Origin of the sequence: Caballeronia arvi, from assembly GCF_001544695.2 — a bacterium.
Taxonomy (GTDB): domain Bacteria; phylum Pseudomonadota; class Gammaproteobacteria; order Burkholderiales; family Burkholderiaceae; genus Caballeronia; species Caballeronia arvi.
This window is the reverse complement of the sequence record NZ_FCOM02000024.1, coordinates 1-17,517: the sequence shown is the minus strand read 5'-3', so window position 1 is coordinate 17,517 and position 17,517 is coordinate 1. Positions and strand designations below refer to the sequence as shown.

Annotated in this window: 13 protein-coding genes and 1 pseudogene; 7 read left to right on the top strand and 7 right to left on the bottom strand. The window is 63.8% G+C overall.

Annotation, left to right across the window (positions count from 1 at the left end):
• Positions 1 to 65: 65 nt before the first annotated feature.
• A complete protein-coding gene (locus AWB74_RS46480; protein WP_160110311.1) occupies positions 66 to 209 on the bottom strand; it encodes a hypothetical protein in 144 nt (47 codons plus the stop codon).
• Between AWB74_RS46480 and fixL the strand changes: the two genes are divergently transcribed.
• The 6 genes from fixL (at position 208) to AWB74_RS23820 (ending at position 9,332) form a co-directional block, all read left to right on the top strand.
• A complete protein-coding gene (gene fixL / locus AWB74_RS23845; protein WP_061149179.1) occupies positions 208 to 2,742 on the top strand; it encodes an oxygen sensor histidine kinase FixL in 2,535 nt (844 codons plus the stop codon). The two genes, AWB74_RS46480 and fixL, sit on opposite strands and share 2 nt — an antisense overlap.
• Positions 2,739 to 3,374, top strand: a complete 636-nt coding sequence (gene fixJ, locus AWB74_RS23840) for an oxygen response regulator transcription factor FixJ (protein ID WP_014190971.1) — start codon at positions 2,739 to 2,741, stop codon at positions 3,372 to 3,374. Before fixL ends, fixJ begins: the two co-directional genes overlap by 4 nt.
• Before the next feature lie 223 nt (positions 3,375 to 3,597).
• Positions 3,598 to 4,998 (top strand): DUF3300 domain-containing protein, encoded by a 1,401-nt coding sequence (locus AWB74_RS23835; RefSeq protein WP_407642462.1) that lies wholly within the window; start codon positions 3,598 to 3,600, stop codon positions 4,996 to 4,998.
• 59 nt (positions 4,999 to 5,057) lie between these two features.
• A complete protein-coding gene (locus AWB74_RS23830; protein WP_235024665.1) occupies positions 5,058 to 5,969 on the top strand; it encodes a DUF2950 domain-containing protein in 912 nt (303 codons plus the stop codon).
• Between the two features lie 220 nt (positions 5,970 to 6,189).
• A complete protein-coding gene (gene folD / locus AWB74_RS23825; RefSeq protein WP_061149176.1) occupies positions 6,190 to 7,044 on the top strand; it encodes a bifunctional methylenetetrahydrofolate dehydrogenase/methenyltetrahydrofolate cyclohydrolase FolD in 855 nt (284 codons plus the stop codon).
• Between the two features lie 164 nt (positions 7,045 to 7,208).
• Complete coding sequence (locus AWB74_RS23820; RefSeq protein WP_061149175.1) at positions 7,209 to 9,332, top strand: M3 family metallopeptidase; 2,124 nt, start codon at positions 7,209 to 7,211, stop codon at positions 9,330 to 9,332.
• 81 nt (positions 9,333 to 9,413) lie between these two features.
• Here the strand turns inward: AWB74_RS23820 and AWB74_RS23815 are convergent, their stop codons facing one another.
• The 3 genes from AWB74_RS23815 to AWB74_RS23805 form a co-directional block, all read right to left on the bottom strand.
• Positions 9,414 to 9,983 (bottom strand): hypothetical protein, encoded by a 570-nt coding sequence (locus AWB74_RS23815; protein WP_061149252.1) that lies wholly within the window; start codon positions 9,981 to 9,983, stop codon positions 9,414 to 9,416.
• Positions 9,984 to 10,559: 576 nt separating this feature from the next.
• Complete coding sequence (locus AWB74_RS23810; protein WP_061149174.1) at positions 10,560 to 11,834, bottom strand: amidohydrolase family protein; 1,275 nt, start codon at positions 11,832 to 11,834, stop codon at positions 10,560 to 10,562.
• Positions 11,835 to 11,921: 87 nt separating this feature from the next.
• A complete protein-coding gene (locus AWB74_RS23805) occupies positions 11,922 to 12,749 on the bottom strand; it encodes a nitrilase-related carbon-nitrogen hydrolase (RefSeq protein WP_061149173.1) in 828 nt (275 codons plus the stop codon).
• A 103-nt stretch (positions 12,750 to 12,852) separates the two neighbouring features.
• Here AWB74_RS23805 and AWB74_RS23800 point away from each other — a divergent pair, with 103 nt between their 5' ends.
• A complete protein-coding gene (locus AWB74_RS23800) occupies positions 12,853 to 13,785 on the top strand; it encodes a LysR family transcriptional regulator (RefSeq protein ID WP_061149172.1) in 933 nt (310 codons plus the stop codon).
• Here the strand turns inward: AWB74_RS23800 and AWB74_RS23795 are convergent.
• The 3 genes and pseudogenes from AWB74_RS23795 to AWB74_RS49030 all read right to left on the bottom strand — a co-directional run.
• Positions 13,745 to 14,329 carry a GNAT family N-acetyltransferase gene (locus AWB74_RS23795; RefSeq protein WP_061149171.1) on the bottom strand — a complete coding sequence of 195 codons (585 nt, stop codon included), beginning with the start codon at positions 14,327 to 14,329 and terminating at the stop codon, positions 13,745 to 13,747. The genes AWB74_RS23800 and AWB74_RS23795 overlap by 41 nt on opposite strands.
• A gap of 84 nt (positions 14,330 to 14,413) precedes the next feature.
• On the bottom strand, positions 14,414 to 17,191 hold the full coding sequence (locus AWB74_RS23790; RefSeq protein ID WP_061149170.1) for a sensor histidine kinase: 2,778 nt from the start codon (positions 17,189 to 17,191) through the stop codon (positions 14,414 to 14,416).
• Between the two features lie 197 nt (positions 17,192 to 17,388).
• A pseudogene (locus AWB74_RS49030) lies at positions 17,389 to 17,517 on the bottom strand (IS110 family transposase); the annotation flags it as partial.

The window sequence follows — 17,517 nt, the reverse complement described above, 5'->3', positions numbered from 1 at the left end:
GCCGGCAATTCTAAAGAGGGTCGCGATCATGACGCAAGGAATTTTTCAAATCATGAGAGTTCATCTCACCATACGAAAAATTGCTGCAACGCACCGTCCGATAAGACTTTTTTCTTCAGATGTTTCTCCTCCTTTTCCCGCAGTCGAGCCTGCCCAACCGTCTTTTTACGCCATTTAACAATCAGGTGGTGCGTTACAATCGCTTCCATGTTGACCGAACGGCTGATCAAACGCTCGGCGAGGTCCGCGCGCAAGCCGACCGACGCCTCGCCCTCTCGCTGGCACCACGGACCGTGGTGGTCGAACTCCTATTTACTCACGCCGCTCATTTCCATCCTCGTATTTCTGGTGGTGATGAGTCTCATCCTGTGGAGTCTGAACCGGCGCGAGCAACAGCAGCAGGAAGACACGCTGTATCGCAATGTCGCGTGGGCGCAGCAACAAATACGCCTGTCGATGACGGGCGCACAAGAACAGATTCAGGCGCTCGCGCGCGACATTGCGACCGGTCACGGCGACCCGCAAAACTTCCAGACCTCGTCCACGGACATCATGCAGGGGCATCCCGAGATCCTCTACATGAACTGGTACACGAGCGAGCATAAGCCGCGCTGGCCCAATACGCCGTTGCCCGTGCTCGGATCGCGCCTCGCCAAACCCAACGAAACGCAGATGGATGAGGCCGTGCAGGCCGCCTTCGACGAAGCGCGCACCAGCCGCCGCCAAGTCTACTCGCCGCTGCTCTACGACGATCTCGGCAACGGCTATATCACCCTCCAGACGCCCGTCTTCCGCGATCGCGAGTTTCTCGGCTCGATCGCGGCGGTGTTCTCGATCGAAGGCATCCTCAAGCACGACATTCCGAGCGAACTGTCGGCGAAGTACAAAATCTCCATCACCGATCTGAACAACCGCGAGCTCGCGACCACGTCGAGCCGTCCGCGTCTGCCGCGCGACATGTTCTACGACCTGCCGCTCGACCCGCCGGGGCAAGGGCTGTCGGTGCGCGTGTATTCGTATCCGCAGCTCACGAACTTCACCAACAACACGCTGGTGTGGCTCGTCGCGGGTTTGTCGTGTTTCGTGCTGTGGAGCTTGTGGAGCCTGTGGAAGCACACGCGCCAGCGCTTCGAGGCGCAGCAGGCGCTCTACGCTGAAGCGTTCTTTCGCCGCGCGATGGAAAACTCCGTGCTGATCGGCATGCGCGTGCTCGACATGCACGGCCGCATCACGCACGTGAATCCGGCGTTCTGCCGCATGACCGGCTGGGACGAGAGCGATCTCGTCGGCAAGAATGCGCCGTTCCCGTACTGGCCGCGCGACGCGTATCCCGAGATGCAGCGCCAGCTCGACATGACCTTGCGCGGCAAGGCGCCCTCTTCCGGCTTCGAGCTGCGCGTGCGCCGCAAGGACGGCTCGTTCTTCCATGCGCGCCTGTACGTCTCGCCGCTGATCGACAGTTCGGGGCGTCAGACCGGCTGGATGTCGTCGATGACGGACATCACCGAGCCGAAGCGCGCGCGCGAGGAACTCGCCGCCGCGCACGAGCGCTTCACGACCGTGCTCGAAAGCCTCGACGCAGCCGTGTCCGTGCTCGCCGCCGACGAAGCTGAGCTGCTCTTCGCGAACCGCTATTACCGGCATCTGTTCGGCATCCGTCCGGACGGCCATCTGGAGCTCGCGGGCGCCGCATTCGACGGTAGCTCGCAAAGCTCGTCCGACACCATCGACATGGTCGATACTTACGCCGGCCTGCCCGCAACCGCGCTCACCGAGAGCTCGGCGGACGCGCAGGAAGTGTATGTCGACGGCATCCAGAAGTGGTTTGAAGTGCGCCGCCAGTACATCCAGTGGGTCGACGGCCATCTCGCGCAGATGCAGATCGCGACCGACATCACGCAGCGCAAGCAGGCGCAGGAACTCGCGCATCAGCAGGAAGAAAAGCTGCAGTTCACGAGCCGCCTGATGACAATGGGCGAAATGGCCTCGTCGCTCGCGCACGAGCTGAACCAGCCGCTCGCCGCGATCAACAACTACTGCTCGGGCTGCGTCGCGCTGGTCAAATCCGGCCGCATGACGCAGGAAACGCTCCTTCCCGTGCTCGAAAAGACCGCGCAGCAGGCTGTGCGCGCGGGCATGATCATCAAGCGCATCCGCGAATTCGTGAAGCGCAGCGAGCCCAAGCGCCAGGCCGCGCGCGTCGCGGATATCGTCGCGGACGCGGTCGGTCTCGCGGAGATCGAGGCGCGCAAACGCAAGATCCGCATCGTCACGGAAATCCGCTCGCGCATGCCGGTGATCTACGTCGATCCGGTTTTGATCGAACAAGTGTTGGTCAACCTGTTGAAAAACGCCGCGGAAGCAATGCATGATGCGAAACCGAACGCCGTCGATCCCGTGATACGCGTCGTCGTGATGCGCATGGACGGCGGCGTCGTGTGCATCAGCGTGGTCGATCAGGGTCCGGGCGTCGACGAAGCAACCGCCGAGCGCCTGTTCGAGCCGTTCTACAGCACCAAATCGGACGGCATGGGCATGGGCCTGAACATCTGCCGCTCGATCATCGAGTCGCATCGCGGACGCCTTTGGGTGGTCAACAACGTCGAAGCGGACGGCCACGTGACCGGCGCGACTTTCCACTGCAGCCTGCCGATCGGCGAAGTGGAAGGATCATCGGGCACGGGCGGCACGGATGCGCAGGACGAACATACGAGACAACAAACAGTTACGGGAGAACTATGAGCACAGTCACCACTCAGGAAACCGTCTTCGTCGTCGACGATGACGAAGCCGTGCGTGATTCCTTGCGCTGGCTGCTCGAAGCAAACGGCTATCGCGTTCAATGTTTCTCCAGCGCGGAATCGTTCCTCGACGTCTATTTGCCGATTTCCCATTCCGGCGCGATCTCCTGCCTGATTCTCGACGTGCGCATGGCCGGCATGACGGGTCTCGAGTTGCAGGAGAAACTCATCGCCGAGAATTCGCTGCTGCCGATCATCTTCGTGACGGGTCATGGCGACGTGCCGATGGCCGTCTCGACCATGAAAAAAGGCGCGATGGACTTCATCGAAAAGCCTTTCGACGAAGCGGAACTGCGCAAGCTCGTGGAGCGCATGCTGGAAAAGGCGCGCAGCGAGAGCACGAGCGTGCAGCAGCAGCGCGCCGCCGCCGAGCGCCTGGGCAAGCTGACGGCGCGCGAGCATCAGGTGCTCGAGCGCATCATCGCGGGGCGCCTGAACAAGCAGATCGCCGACGATCTCGGCATCAGCATCAAGACCGTGGAAGCGCATCGCGCGAACATCATGGAGAAGCTCTCCGTGAATACCGTTGCCGATCTGCTGCGCCTCGCGCTGTCGAACAAGCCGCAACAGTAACGGTCCATCTCTCTCAGCGGCCGGCGTCTTCTCGCGCCGGCCGCACCTCTCACGGCGCGCGCTCGCGCGAACGTGTCTCTTGCCTCCCTCCGAAGCCCCGTTGTCTGCCGAACTGAAAAGTGATATTGGCTGAATCACGCCGCTTCCACGGCCTGATTCCTTCGCTTCAATCCGGCACGCGCAACGGGCTACGGCAATGCAACGTCTTGCACGGGGGGACTCGATGTCGAAACGAATTCGTGTCATTGATTCGCGTATCGGCACGGTGAGAGCGATCATGCTCGCCGCCGCGCTCGCCGCAATGCCGCTTCTCACGACGCATTCGGGAGACGCATACGCGCAGACCGAAGCGCCGGCTGCGCAGAAGCTCACGAACCAGCAGCTCGACGCGCTCACAGCGCCCGTCGCGCTCTATCCCGACGCGCTGCTCGCGCAGGTACTGATGGCGTCGACGTATCCGTCGCAAGTCACCGACGCGGAGGCGTGGTCGAAGGCGAATCCGAACGTCAAGGGCGACGACGCGGTGAAAGCCGTGCAGTCCGAGCCCTGGGACCCGAGCGTGCAATCGCTCGTCGCGTTCCCGCAGGCGCTCGCAACGATGGCCTCCAAGATCGACTGGGTGACGCAGCTCGGCAACGCGTTCATCGCGCAGCCCAGCGACGTGATGGACTCGGTGCAACGTCTGCGGAGTGCGGCGCAAAAGGCGGGCAATCTCAAGACGACCGAGCAGCAGAAAGTCACGACGGCGCCGCCGCCGCCCGGCAGCACGACCACCAGCACGACGGTGATCCAGATCGAGCCGGCCAATCCGCAGGTCGTCTATGTGCCGACGTACAACCCGACGGTCGTCTACGGCACGTGGCCGTATCCCGCGTATCCGCCGGTCTATGTGCCGCCGCCGCCCGGCTACGCGATCGCGACGGGATTCATGTCCGGCCTCGCGTTCGGCGCGGGCGTCGCGGTCGTGAATTCGCTGTGGGGCAACTGCAACTGGGGCCACGGCGACGTGAATGTCAACGTGAACCGCTACAACAACATCAACACGAACAACCGCATCAACGCGAACAGCAACAACGTGCGCTGGAACCGCAACGATCCGCAGTTCAACCGGACCAATGTCGCCGCGAACCGGCAGAACACGCTCAACAACGCCAATCGCGGCGCGAACGCCAACCAGTATCGCGGCCGCGAGGACGCGCGCTCGCAGGCCGCGCAGACGCTGCAGCAGCGCACCGGGCAGAACCTCAACGAATCGGCGAGCCAGCGGGCGCAGAGCATCCGGCAAGGCGGCGGGCCGAACGCGCGCGACACGAGCAACCTGCGGCAGAGCTCGCAGAATGTGAACCGCGACAACGCGCTGCGCGGCGCGGGCGACGGCAACGGCGCGCGGCAGGACATGCAGCGCGGACAGGCGAGCCGCGAATCGTTCGCCAATCAGTCGCACAACCGTGTCGGCGGGGGCGGCGGCGGCACGCAGCGTCAGGCCGGCGCGGGCGGTGGCGGATTCGGCGGGGGTGGAGGCGGCGGTGGGGGCGGCGGCGGATTCGAGCGCGGCGGCGGCGGCGGTGGGGGCGGCGGGTTCCATCGAGGTGGAGGTGGAGGCGGAGGCTTTCATCGCCGTTGATGATCGACCCGACGCCCAGGCGCCGCGCACGCGGCGAACGCCAGATTGAGGAGCCCGAGATGACCGCTACCCAAACATTCGCCTCATACAAAAAGCCGTTGCTGCGCGCCTGCATCGCCGTGTCGCTTGTGCTCGGCACATCGGCAGTCAAAGCGCAGACCGTCTATCCGACCGCGGAAGCCGCGGCGCAGGCGCTCACCGACGCCATCGCCACCAACGACGAAACCGCGCTCGCCAAAGTGCTCGGCAAGGACCATCGGCGTTACGTGCCCGAAGGCACCATCGGCGAGCAGGACATCTATGCCTATCTCGGCGCGTGGGCGCAGCAGCATCGCATCGTCGAGGATGAGAAGCCGCTGGACGGGCGCCCGGCCGCGCATATCGAGGCAGGCACGAGCGGCTGGACGCTGCCGATTCCGCTCGTGAAGGTCGCGAAGGGCTGGCGCTTCGACATGCCCGCCGCGCGCGACGAGATGGCCACGCGGCGCATCGGCCGCAACGAGCTGTCGGCGATGCAGGTCGTGCTCGCGTACGTCGCCGCGCAAAACGACTATCAGAAGACGACGGAACACTACGCCGACCGCTTCGTCAGCACGGCCGGCAAGCGCGACGGCCTCTACTGGCACACGGCGCCCGGCGAGCCCGAAAGCCCGCTCGGCCCGCTCGCTGCGACGATGCCCAACAAACCGAGCGCCGCCGACGGCTATTACGGCTATCACTACCGCATCCTGACGGCGCAGGGCTCGCACGCGCAAGGCGGCGCGAAGAACTACATGCAGGGCGGCCAGATCAAGCAGGGTTTCGGTCTGATCGCGACGCCCGCGCACTACGGCCAGACGGGCGTGATGACGTTCATCGTCAATCAGGACGGGCAGATTTACGAGAAGGACCTCGGTCCCGCGTCGATCCAGCGCTCGGCCGCGATCAAGTCGTTCGACCCCGATTCGTCCTGGAAGGCGGTCTCGCCATAAATATCGGCGGCATCGACGGATCGGCGGCAATGGCGACTTAAAACGCGGGAAAGCCCCCGGCGGTATAATTTCGCCCTTTCCCAAGGGCGCGTTCGCCGAAAGCGCGCCCAGCAACTTGCGCGAGCGCCGCGCACCGCAGCCGGAGAGAGCAGCGGGCACGGCGCCGGTCATGAGCCCTCTCACGCCCTCGCGCCCTCGCCCATCCTCGATCCGATTCGCCATGACCGCCCAACTCATCGACGGCAACGCCCTTTCCAAGACTCTTCGCGCCGATGTCGCCACGCGCGCCGCCGCCCTCACCGCTCGTGGCCACAAGCCGGGCCTTGCCGTCGTGCTCGTCGGTGACAACCCGGCGAGCGAAGTCTACGTGCGCAACAAGGTGAAGGCGTGCCACGACAACGGCCTGCATTCGGTGATGGACCGCTTCCCCGCGACGCTCACGCAAGGCGAGCTGCTCGCGCACATCGCGAAGCTCAACGCCGATCCGTCGATCCACGGCATTCTCGTGCAACTGCCGCTTCCCGCGCACGTCGACAGCCACAAGGTCATCGAAGCGATCGCGCCCGAAAAGGACGTCGACGGCTTTCACGTCGCCAATGCGGGCGCGCTCTTGACCGGCAAGCCGCTCTTTCGTCCATGCACGCCCTACGGCGTGATGAAGATGTTCCAGGCGCACAAGATCGATCTGAAAGGCGCGAACGCGGTGGTGATCGGCCGCTCGAACATCGTCGGCAAGCCGATGGCGCTCCTGCTGCTCGAAGCCGGCGCGACCGTCACGATCTGCCATAGCAAGACGCGCGATATCGCTCGCCACACGCGCGACGCCGATGTGATCGTCGCGGCGGTCGGGCGCCGCAACATCGTCACCGCCGACATGGTGAAGCCCGGCGCGACGGTGATCGACGTCGGCATGAACCGCAACGACGAAGGCAAGCTGTGCGGCGACGTCGATTTCGCCGCGGTGAAGGAAGTGGCCGGCTACATCACGCCGGTGCCGGGCGGCGTAGGCCCGATGACCATCACGATGCTGCTCGTCAACACGATCGAAGCGGCCGAGCGCGCGGCGCAAGCCTGATGTCGGCGCGGGGCGTTGATCGACGTTAATCGGCCCCTTAAAAACAATCGATTGGAATTTGCCCCGCCCGCCCCAATAATCTCGGAACGAGCCGGCGCGGGGCATTTGTTCAGTTTGTTCTACTGTCCCGCCCGGGCTTCACCCAACACCAGAACGGGAGAGCCATGAGCGATACCACGTCAGCCATCACGTCCGATGCGGCAGCGGCCAATCCGCTGCTCGATTTTTCCGATCTCCCGCGCTTCGGCGAAATCCAGCCCGCGCACGTCACGCCGGCGCTCGATGTGCTGCTCGCCAATGCGAAAGCCGCCGTCGACCGCGCGGCCGCGCCCGACACGCCCGCGACATGGAAGGACGTCGTCGAGGCGCTCGAGGAGGAATCCGAGAAGCTGTCGCGCGCGTGGGGCGTCATCGGCCATTTGAACGCCGTCGCCGATACCCCGGAGCTGCGCGCCGCCCACGCCGAGAATCTGCCACGCGTCACCGAATTTTCCGCGAGCGTCGGCCAGAATCTTGCGCTCTACGAGAAGTACAAGGCGATCGCCGCCGGGACGGAATTCGCCGGGCTGTCCGCAGAGCGCAAAAAGATCCTCGAAAACTCGTTGCGCGATTTCCGCCTTTCCGGCGCCGAATTGCCCGAAGACCGCAAGCCGCGTTTCGCGCAACTGCAGGAAGAACAGGCGGCGCTTGCGAAGGCGTTCTCCGATCACGTGCTCGATTCGACGAACGCCTACGCGTACATCGTCACCCAGGAACGCGACCTCGCCGGCCTGCCCGATGACGTGATCGAAGCGGCCCGCGAAGCCGCCCAGCGCGACGGCAAGGGCGGCTGGAAGTTCACGCTGCATTTCCCGTCGTATTTCCCGGTGCTGCAATACGCCGAACATCGCCCGATGCGCGAAGCGATGTACCGCGCATACGTCACGCGCGCGTCGGAGCTTGGCGCAACTTATGGCGACGGCAAAGCCGAGTGGGACAACACGGCGAACGTCGTCGAGAATCTGAAGCTGCGCGAGGAAGAAGCGAAGACGCTCGGGTATCAGAATTTCGCGGAAGTGTCGCTCGCGCCGAAGATGGCCGAATCGCCCGCGCAAGTCATTGCCTTCCTCGAAGATCTGGCGACGCGTGCGCGTCCCTACGCCGAGAACGACTGGATGGAACTGCGCGCGTTCGCCGCGACCGAGCTCGGCATGCCGGAGCTGCAGCCGTGGGATATCGCGTATGCGGCCGAGAAGCTGCGTCAGAAGCGCTATTCGTTCTCCGAGAACGAAGTGAAGCAGTACTTCCCGCAGGAAGCCGTGCTGAAGGGCCTGTTCAAGGTCACCGAGACGCTCTTCAACGTGTCGATCCGCCGCGACGAAGCCGCCGTGTGGAATCCGGACGTGCGCTTCTTCCGCGTCGAGAACAAGGACGGCACGCTCGTCGCGCAGTTCTATCTGGATCTCTACGCGCGCGAAGGCAAGCGCGGCGGCGCCTGGATGGACGACGCGCGTTCACGTCACAAGCGCACGCAGGGCGGCGTGCAGACACCGGTCGCGTATCTCACCTGCAACTTCTCGGCGCCGGTGGGTGGCAAGCCCGCATGCTTCACGCACGATGAAGTCATCACGCTGTTTCACGAGTTCGGGCACGGGCTGCATCACATGCTGACGCGCGTCGATGAGCTGGGCGTGTCGGGCATCAACGGCGTCGAGTGGGATGCGGTCGAGTTGCCGTCGCAGTTCATGGAGAACTTCTGCTGGGAGTGGGACGTGCTCACCGACATGTCCGCGCACGTCGATACCGGCGCGCCGCTGCCGCGCGAGCTCTTCGACAAGATGCTCGCCGCGAAGAACTTCCAGAGCGGTCTCGGCACGCTGCGTCAGATCGTCTTCTCGATGTTCGACATGGTGCTGCACACGTCCTACGATCCGGCGAACGCGACGCAGAACGTGAACGACCTCGCACGCGAGATCAACGAGAAGTTTCATGTGATTCCGCAGACGCCGTTCTCGCGCTGGCCGAACACGTTCAGCCATATTTTCGCGGGCGGATATGCGGCGGGCTACTACAGCTACAAGTGGGCGGAAGTGCTTTCGGCCGATGCGTACGCCGCGTTCGAGGAAGCTGCCATGGCGGGCAACGGTTCGGTGCTGGATGCGACTACGGGCACGCGCTATCGACGCGAGATTCTGGAAGTCGGCGGCAGCCGGCCGGCGATGGATTCGTTCAAGGCGTTTCGCGGACGGGAGCCGGATATCGATGCGTTGTTGAGGCATAACGGGATGTCGGGTCAGGCGGTGCATTGACGCGGCTGGTTTTGCGAAAGAACCCCGGCCTGTCGAGCCGGGGTTTTTTACGCCCCTGCTCGATGTTTCGATCGACACCGGCTAACGGAAGCCGAAGACCGCGACCTTCTTTCCCTCGAAACTTTCCTGCACACCTTGCTCGCAATTCGGCGGACACGTCACTTTGCCGTCCTTGCTCGAGCCCGCCACGGTGACCGCTCTGTAGACAACGGATTCGATGAGCGTGCCGTCGGCAGCAACGACGATGTTCAGATCCGTCTCGACGCCTGCCGGCACCGCCCCGCCGGCCGTATAGATGATCTTCATCGTGCCGGTGCAATCGTGGTTCACGGTATAGGCGCCGATCTGGGACGGATTGAACGTGGTCTGCCCGCCTTTCGGTAAACCGCCGATGACCCCGAAGTCGGTGCGTGAAAAGTGGCCCCTGCCGTCGAACGTCACCAGCGCGACGTCATCGAGAATCGATGGCGCGGCGTACGGATGCACGGCACCGTCATCGCCTATCAATCCAAGTATCTCTCCGTGGCCGATAAACCCATACGGTCCGTTCAGCGTTTCGTTCGAACAATGTCCGCCGGCCAGCGCAACTTGACTGAGCGAAAGAAGCGCAACGACTGTTGCCGACGCAATGCTTGAATGCTTGATCTTCACGGTCATCTCCTTGTCCAGCGAATGGGGCGTTCAATATCACGGCGCGCAGAGGCCTGTTGCCCTGGTTTGGGCATCCGATTAAAAACGAAATTAAAAAGGCCGCAGTGAATCCCGGCTGCCGCCGTTTGACGAGGAAGCAATGAGAGAACGAATGGCCGTCAGTGTGGCCGGGCGTTATGGAGTGTGGGGCGAGAAGTCGAAGTGCCGGCCAGGTCAATAACGGCGAAACGCATCACCAAGCGGTTATCTTTCGCCTGGTGTCGGCAGACGCGCGCAGAAGAGGTGCACGAAAGTCCGCGCAATTGTGACTTCGTGGGTCAGCCACGCATTAAAGTCGCGTAGCGAAAATCAGTGTAATGCACGATTGTCGCAGGTGCCAGATAGATTTCTGGATTTGCGGTTGATATGGTATCCCGATCATCGGACAAAATGAATGACGAGTGTGCACCGTCCGCAGAATAACCTTAGTCGGCAACTCGACGAAATCGGCTGTCGCGCCGAATGGCCGTTGCCGCCCGAAAGCCGCAACGGCATTGAAAAGCGAGCACGCCTTACAAATTCATATCGGTCTTGCTATCAACGGGCGATTCTGAAATCCACCTCCGCAGGTCTTCCTTCCAGCGTCAACGTCGCACGAACGGCCGGACTGCGGCTCACCACCTTCCCTCGCCTCACAACAGCCGTCCGCGCCGCGCGCAATCGAATCGCTTCGATCGAATCGCGCGCATCGAGCACGACGCAATCCGCATAGCATCCCACTTCGATGCCATAGCCTTCCAGCCCGAGAATCTGCGCCGGATTCTTCGTCACCGCATCGAAGCACGAACGCATCGCATCGACGCCGGTCATCTGCGCGACGTGCAATCCCATGTGCGCGACTTCGAGCATGTCGCCGGAGCCCAGGCTATACCACGGGTCCATCACGCAGTCGTGCCCGAACGCGACCGTGATGCCCGCCGCCATCAGTTCCGGCACACGCGTCATGCCGCGCCGCTTCGGATACGTGTCCGAGCGCCCCTGCAACGTGATGTTGATAAGCGGATTCGCGATCGCATTCACGCCCGCCTCGCGCATCAGCGGAATCAGCTTGCTGACGTAGTAGTTGTCCATCGAATGCATCGATGTGAGATGCGAGCCGGTCACGCGTCCATGCAATCCGAGCCGATGCGTCTCCGCCGCCAGTGTTTCGATGTGACGCGACATCGGATCGTCAGACTCGTCGCAATGCATGTCCACGCGCAAGCCCTGCTCCGCCGCGTATTCGCACAGAAGCTTCACCGATGCCGCGCCGTCCGCCATCGTGCGCTCGAAGTGCGGAATGCCGCCGACGACATCGACGCCCAGCGCGATCGCGCGCTTCAGGTTTTCGAACGCGCCCGCGCTGCGCAACACGCCGTCCTGCGGAAACGCGACGAGTTGCAGATCAAGATACGGCTTCACGCGCCGCTTCACTTCGACGAGCGCTTCGACGGCGAGCAGGCGCGGATCGCAGACATCGACATGAGAACGGATCGCCAGCAGCCCGCGCGCGACGGCCCAGTCGCAATACTGCAACGCGCGCTCGACGAGCGCTTCCTGCGTGAGATCGGGCTTCAGTTCACCCCAGAGCGCGATGCCTTCGAGCAGCGTGCCCGACGCGTTCACGCGCGGCAGGCCGTAGGAAAGCGTCGCGTCCATGTGGAAATGCGCATCGACGAAAGGCGCGGTGACGAGCGAGCCGTTCGCATCGATTTCCTCGCGCGCGGTGGCGGCGAGCCGCGGCTCGATCGCGGCAATGCGCCCGGCTTCCATGCCGATATCGACGAGTTCACGCGAATCCACGAGCGCCGCGCGGCGAATGATCAAATCCATGTGCGAAACCTCCGTCCCGGTCTTTATCGTCCGAATCGTCCGAATTCGTCCGATTGTATCGGGACAGAAATGCCGTGCGCGTTCGCTTCAGCGCATCAGGCGGTTTCGGCCGACGATCGCGAAACTCAGCGGCAACGAGCCGCGTGGCGCCGCGCGCTCGGTTTCCATCACGAGCGGATACGCATTGCCCCGCTGCGCGAGCGGCGCGTAGAGATCGGGCCGACGCGCGGCCAGCGCTTGCCTTGCGCTGCTCGCCTCGGCCAGCGACGGCTTCACTTGCGCGACGATCAGGCCGTCATTCGCGCTCGCATGACGCGCGAGCACGCGGCCATCGGGACCGACGATCATCGCCTGATCGCTCGATGCACGAGCGTAAGCGATATACATGCCGTTGTCGGCGGCGCGCGCGGCCAGCGTCGCGCGATGCGACCGGTCGCCGCGCATCGGTGCGATGAGCAGCGTCGCGCCCATGAGCGCCGTCATCCGCACGTTCTCGACGACGTCGTTGTCCTCGCCGATCAGAATGCCGATACGCATGCCGAACGGCGCATCGAACACGGTGAACCCGCTGCCGCCGTGAAATCTGCGATGCGTCGCGTGCAGCTTGCGATGGCGCGCGCGCCCGCCGCCCGGAAAACAGAGCGCGTAGCTGTCGTAGAGGCGTCCGTCTTCCGTGCGCTCGATCCAGCCGACGCCCGCTGCGACGCCGGCCGCATCGACGGCGGCGGTCAACTGCATCGCAACGTCATCGAACGATTCGGCGTGCGCTTCTTCGATAGCGGACGGAGGAAAGACGGCGAGTTGCACGCCGTGCCGCGCGGCATCGGCGAGCCTGGCGGCGATGAGCGATCGATCGGCCAATTCATGCGCGATCACGGCGACGCGAAACGATGCGGCTTCCGAGCGGGCTTCCAAGCGAGCCTCCAATGAAGACGAGTAGATAACCTCATTGAATCGCTCGCACATCGATAAGTAAAATGAATGTTTCGATCGATTCGATAACTTCACGGAATCGAAAATGGAACTGAAACTTCTACGGGCCTTTCTCACGATCGCGGAACTGCGTCACTTCGGCCGCGCCGCCGACGCATTGCATCTGAGCCAGCCCGCGCTCAGCAAGCAGATCGCCGCGCTGGAAGCGAGCCTCGGCGCGCGTCTGTTCGAGCGCGGCCGTCACGGCGCGGATCTGACGGCGTTCGGTGCTGGCTTCATCGCCGATGCGCAAACGCTCGTACGCGACGCCGACGACGTGCTGGCACGCGCGCGCGAAGCGGCCAGCGGCGCGCGCGGATTTCTGCGCGTCGGACTGTGCCTGTCGACGCTCACGCACGTGCCCAGGCTCATCGCGGAATTCGGTGCGCTCAATCCGGGTGTGAGCATCACGCTGCACGATCTTTCGTCGCAGGAGCAGACGAACCGCCTTCTCGCGCGCAAGCTCGATGTGGGATTCATGCGCATGCCCGCGGGCGCGGGGCTATCGGGCTTCACCGTGCTCGATGAAACCCTGGCACTCGCCTTGCCCGCGCACACGCGCCACAAGCGTCTGCCTGCCGAGCTGAACGAGCTGAACGAACCGGGATTCATCGCGCTGTCGCGCACGCGCGGGCCGGGGCTGTCCGCGCAGATCGATCGCTGGTGCGCCGGGCACGGCTTCACGCCGCGCGTGATTCAGGAAGCGGACGACATCCAGTCCGTGCTGGCATCGGTGGCGGGCGGCGTGGGCGCGGCGTTCCTGCCGTCGCGCGCGCAATACCTGCTGCGCGATGCGCGCGTGATGATCCTGCGCGATCAACACGCGCGATGGCGCGTCGGTCTCGCATGGCAAGCCGGTCGCGAAAGCACGGTCACGGATCGCTTCGTCGCGTTCATGAAGGCGCGTGCGAAGACATTGAAGGCATCGAAGGCGAGCGCTACGCCCGACGATCGAGCTTCGCAAGGAGCATCGCTTTGACGCCGGGCCATTCGTCGTCGATGATCGAAAAACGCACCGAGTTGCGCTTGCGTCCATCGGGCATGATGCGCTCGTGCCGCACGATGCCTTCCTCTTTCGCGCCGATGCCGAGTATCGCCGCGCGCGATTTCTCGTTGAGCTCGTCGGTCGTGAACTGAACGCGCACGCACTGCATCGTCTCGAACGCGTGCGCGAGCAGCAAAAGCTTCGCTTCCGTGTTGATGCCCTTGCGCTGCGTCGATGCTGCGAGCCACGTATGGCCGATTTCCAGCTTGCGGTTCACGCGATCGATCTTCCAGTAACGCGTGCTGCCGACGATACGGCCATCGTCCGCTCGCACGATCACGAACGGCATCACCGTGCCGGCATCGCGGCCCGCGAGCGCCGTGTCGATGTAGCGGTCGATCGTGTCGTCGTTCGGCACGACCGTCACGCTCAGGTTCCAGAGCGCGCCATCGGCGGCAGCGTCGAGCAAGGCGGCGCGGTCATCGTGTTGCAGCGGGCGAAGCTGCACGCGTCGCCCGTTCAGAGTCGGTTGGCTCATCGATCGTTCGAAGATTTTTCGTGAGCGAACATCATAAAGCGCGGCGCGAAACGACGCCGGAGCGCCGATACCAACGCCCGCAGTTCAGACATCGCCCGCTGCTTTCGATTCGATGTCTTCGTCGGGCGGCACGTCTTCCGGCGGCGCATCGTTCGCGGGCAGCGTGAACCAGAAGCGCGCGCCTTCGATGCGTCCGTTCGCGTCCGCGCGATTCTCGACGCCGATCTGCCCGCCATGCGCCTCGACGATCGCGCGGCAGATCGCGAGACCCAGCCCGATGCCCGGCTGCGCCGATTCTTTCTCGCCGCGCGTGAATTTGTCGAAGAGACGGTTTTGCATGCCGGACGGCACACCCGGCCCTTCATCGTCGATACACACGCGCACGAAGCGTGCATCGCCGTCATGTTCCAGCGCCGCGCCGATGCGGATTGGCGTGCCGGGCGGCGTGTACTTCGCGGCGTTTTCCAGAAGATTGGCGAAGAGGCGTTCCATCAGCACGGCGTCGAGTTCCAGAAGCGGCAGGTTCGCCGGCACGCGCGCCTGCACGGAGCGTCCGGCGAGCACGCGACGCGACGTGGCGAGCGCCGCGCCGACGGTTTCCTCGAGCATCGACCATTGGCGATTCAGACGTATCGCGCCTGCTTGCAGACGCGCCATGTCGAGCAGATTGATGACGAGCCCGCTCATGCGCAGCGCTTCCTCGTGAATCGCGTGCACGAGTTCCTGCGATGCTTCCGGGCTGCCGCCCGCTTCCCGCGCCTGTTCCTCCAGCACCGAAGCGAAGCCGACGATCGACGTGAGCGGCGTACGCAGATCGTGCGAAATCGCCGACAGCAGCGAATTGCGCAGCCGCTCGGATTCCATGTTGACGAGCGCGTCCTGCGCGATCTCGACGTAATGCACGCGCTCCAGCGCGAGCGCGATCTGCGACGCGAACGTCTCGATCATGCGGCGCTGCTCGGGAACCGCGAGCTCGGCTTCGCGCCCCGTCGCAAGCGCGAGCACACCGCGCGTGCGCATCGGCGCCTTCAGCGGCAGATAGAGCGCCTGGCTCGCCGGCAGGGTTTCGGTGCCACGTCCAGCGGGCCGCTGCTGGTCGTAGACCCATTGCGCGATATCGAGATCGAGACGCGCGGCGTCGAGCGTCACATCCGGATTCGGTTCGCCCACTTTCTGGCGGACTTTCTCGGCGGCGTCGGGCAGCAGGATCGCGACCTTCGCCTGAAAGATCTCCGCGACATGCCGCGTGCCGATCTCGATGATCTGCTCGGTCATCAGCGCGGCGGCGAGCTCTTTCGTCATCGCGTACATGGCGCCGGTGCGGCGCTCGCGCTGCGACGCGATACGCGCCTCGCGCCGCAGGCTCGACGTGAGATGGCTGATCGTGAGCGAGGTCAGCAGCATCACGACGAAAGTCAGCAGATATTGCGTGTCCGTCACGGAGAACGAGAGCTCGGGCGCGACGAAGAAGAAATCGAACGCGGCGACCGACAGGAACGACAGCATCACGCCCGGTCCGCGCCCGAGCCGCACCGCTGCGAAAATCACGCCGAGTAGATAGAGCATCACGAGATTGGTGATCGCGATCTGGCGCGCGGCCAGCAGTTGCGCGACGAGCGTGATGCCCGCGCCGATCGCGAGCGCGTAGAGATACGCCCGCGGCGATGAGTGCGCGCCGTCGCGCCACGTGCCGAAGGCTTCGGCGAGCGTGCGGCGGTCTGCGTCGCGCGCACCGGTCGATACGAGCGTCACGTCGATATCCGAGCCTTGCCGGATGATGCGCTCGCTCACCGGCCGCCCCGTGAACCGCCGCCATCCGGCGCTCACCCGTGCGCCTGCCACGAGCTTCGACACGTTGCGCATGTGGGCGTAGTCGATGAGTGTCGCGGCGGCATCGGCGCCATCGAGCGTCACGGTTTCCGCGCCGAGTTCGGAGGCGAGCTTGAGGGCGTCGAGGGTGCGGCGCCTGTGCTCGTCGGAGAGTCGTTGCAGCTTCGGCGTTTCGACGTAGACCGCGAGCCAGTCCGCCTTGAGCGCGGCGGCGAGCCGCGCGGCCGCGCGCACGAGCGTCGCGCTTTCCGGCCCTGGCCCGATGCACGCGATCAGCCGTTCGCGCGCGCGCCAGATGCGTTCGATGGACTGATCGGCGCGGTACTCGCGCATTTGCGCATCGACGCGGTCGGCGGTGCGGCGCAATGCGAGTTCGCGCAGCGCGATGAGATTGCCTTTGCGAAAGAAGTTGCGGACCGCGTGCTCGGCTTGTTGCGGCAGATAGACTTTGCCTTCGCGCAGACGGTCGAGCAGTTCTTCGGGCGGCAGATCGACGAGCGTGACTTCATCGGCGAGATCGAACACGCGGTCGGGCACGGTTTCCCAGACACGGATGCCCGTGATGCGGCCGACGATATCGTTGAGGCTTTCGAGGTGCTGGACGTTGACGGTCGTGTAGACGTCGATGTTCGCATCGAGAAGCTCTTGTACGTCCTGCCAGCGTTTCATGTGTCGCGAGCCTTGCACGTTCGAATGTGCGAGTTCGTCGATCAGGATCAGTTGGGGCTTTCTTTGTAGCGCTGCGTCGAGGTTGAATTCTGCCAGCAGGCGGTTTTTATATTCGATACGCGCTGGTGGGAGGGTTTCGAGACCTTCGAGGAGGGCGAGGGTTTCCTTGCGGCCATGCGTTTCTGCCACACCGATGACGATGTCGATGCCCTCGTCGCGGCGGCGGCGCGCGGCTTGCAGCATCGCGAAGGTTTTGCCTACGCCGGCGGAGGCGCCGAAGAAGATTTTTAGTCTTCCACGGTGGCGTTTTTCTTCTTCTCGATGGAGTTTGTCGAGGAGTTCATCGGGAGTCGGGCGAGGCATTGCGTTCTTGTCTTCTGGTTCGGGGGCTGGATTGTGTTTCTACGGAATCCTGATTTCGCGTCGGTCTATTTTCTCTGCCCCTATGCGGGGCGGCAGTCACTTTCTTTGCTCGGGACCAGAGTAAGCGCTAAAGCGCCAACTCTGGTCGACGCAAAGAAAGCAACTGTATTGAATGTCAAGGTTTGAAGCGCAAAAGATCATGGTTTGGAGGGGTTCCAGTGTTTGGCGTCACGCATCATGGCGTTGAGCTGAGTGAGCAACTTACGCATGCCGGCGACGAAGGCGACCTTGGTTTTCTTGCCTCTGGCACGTAGCTGATCGCAAAA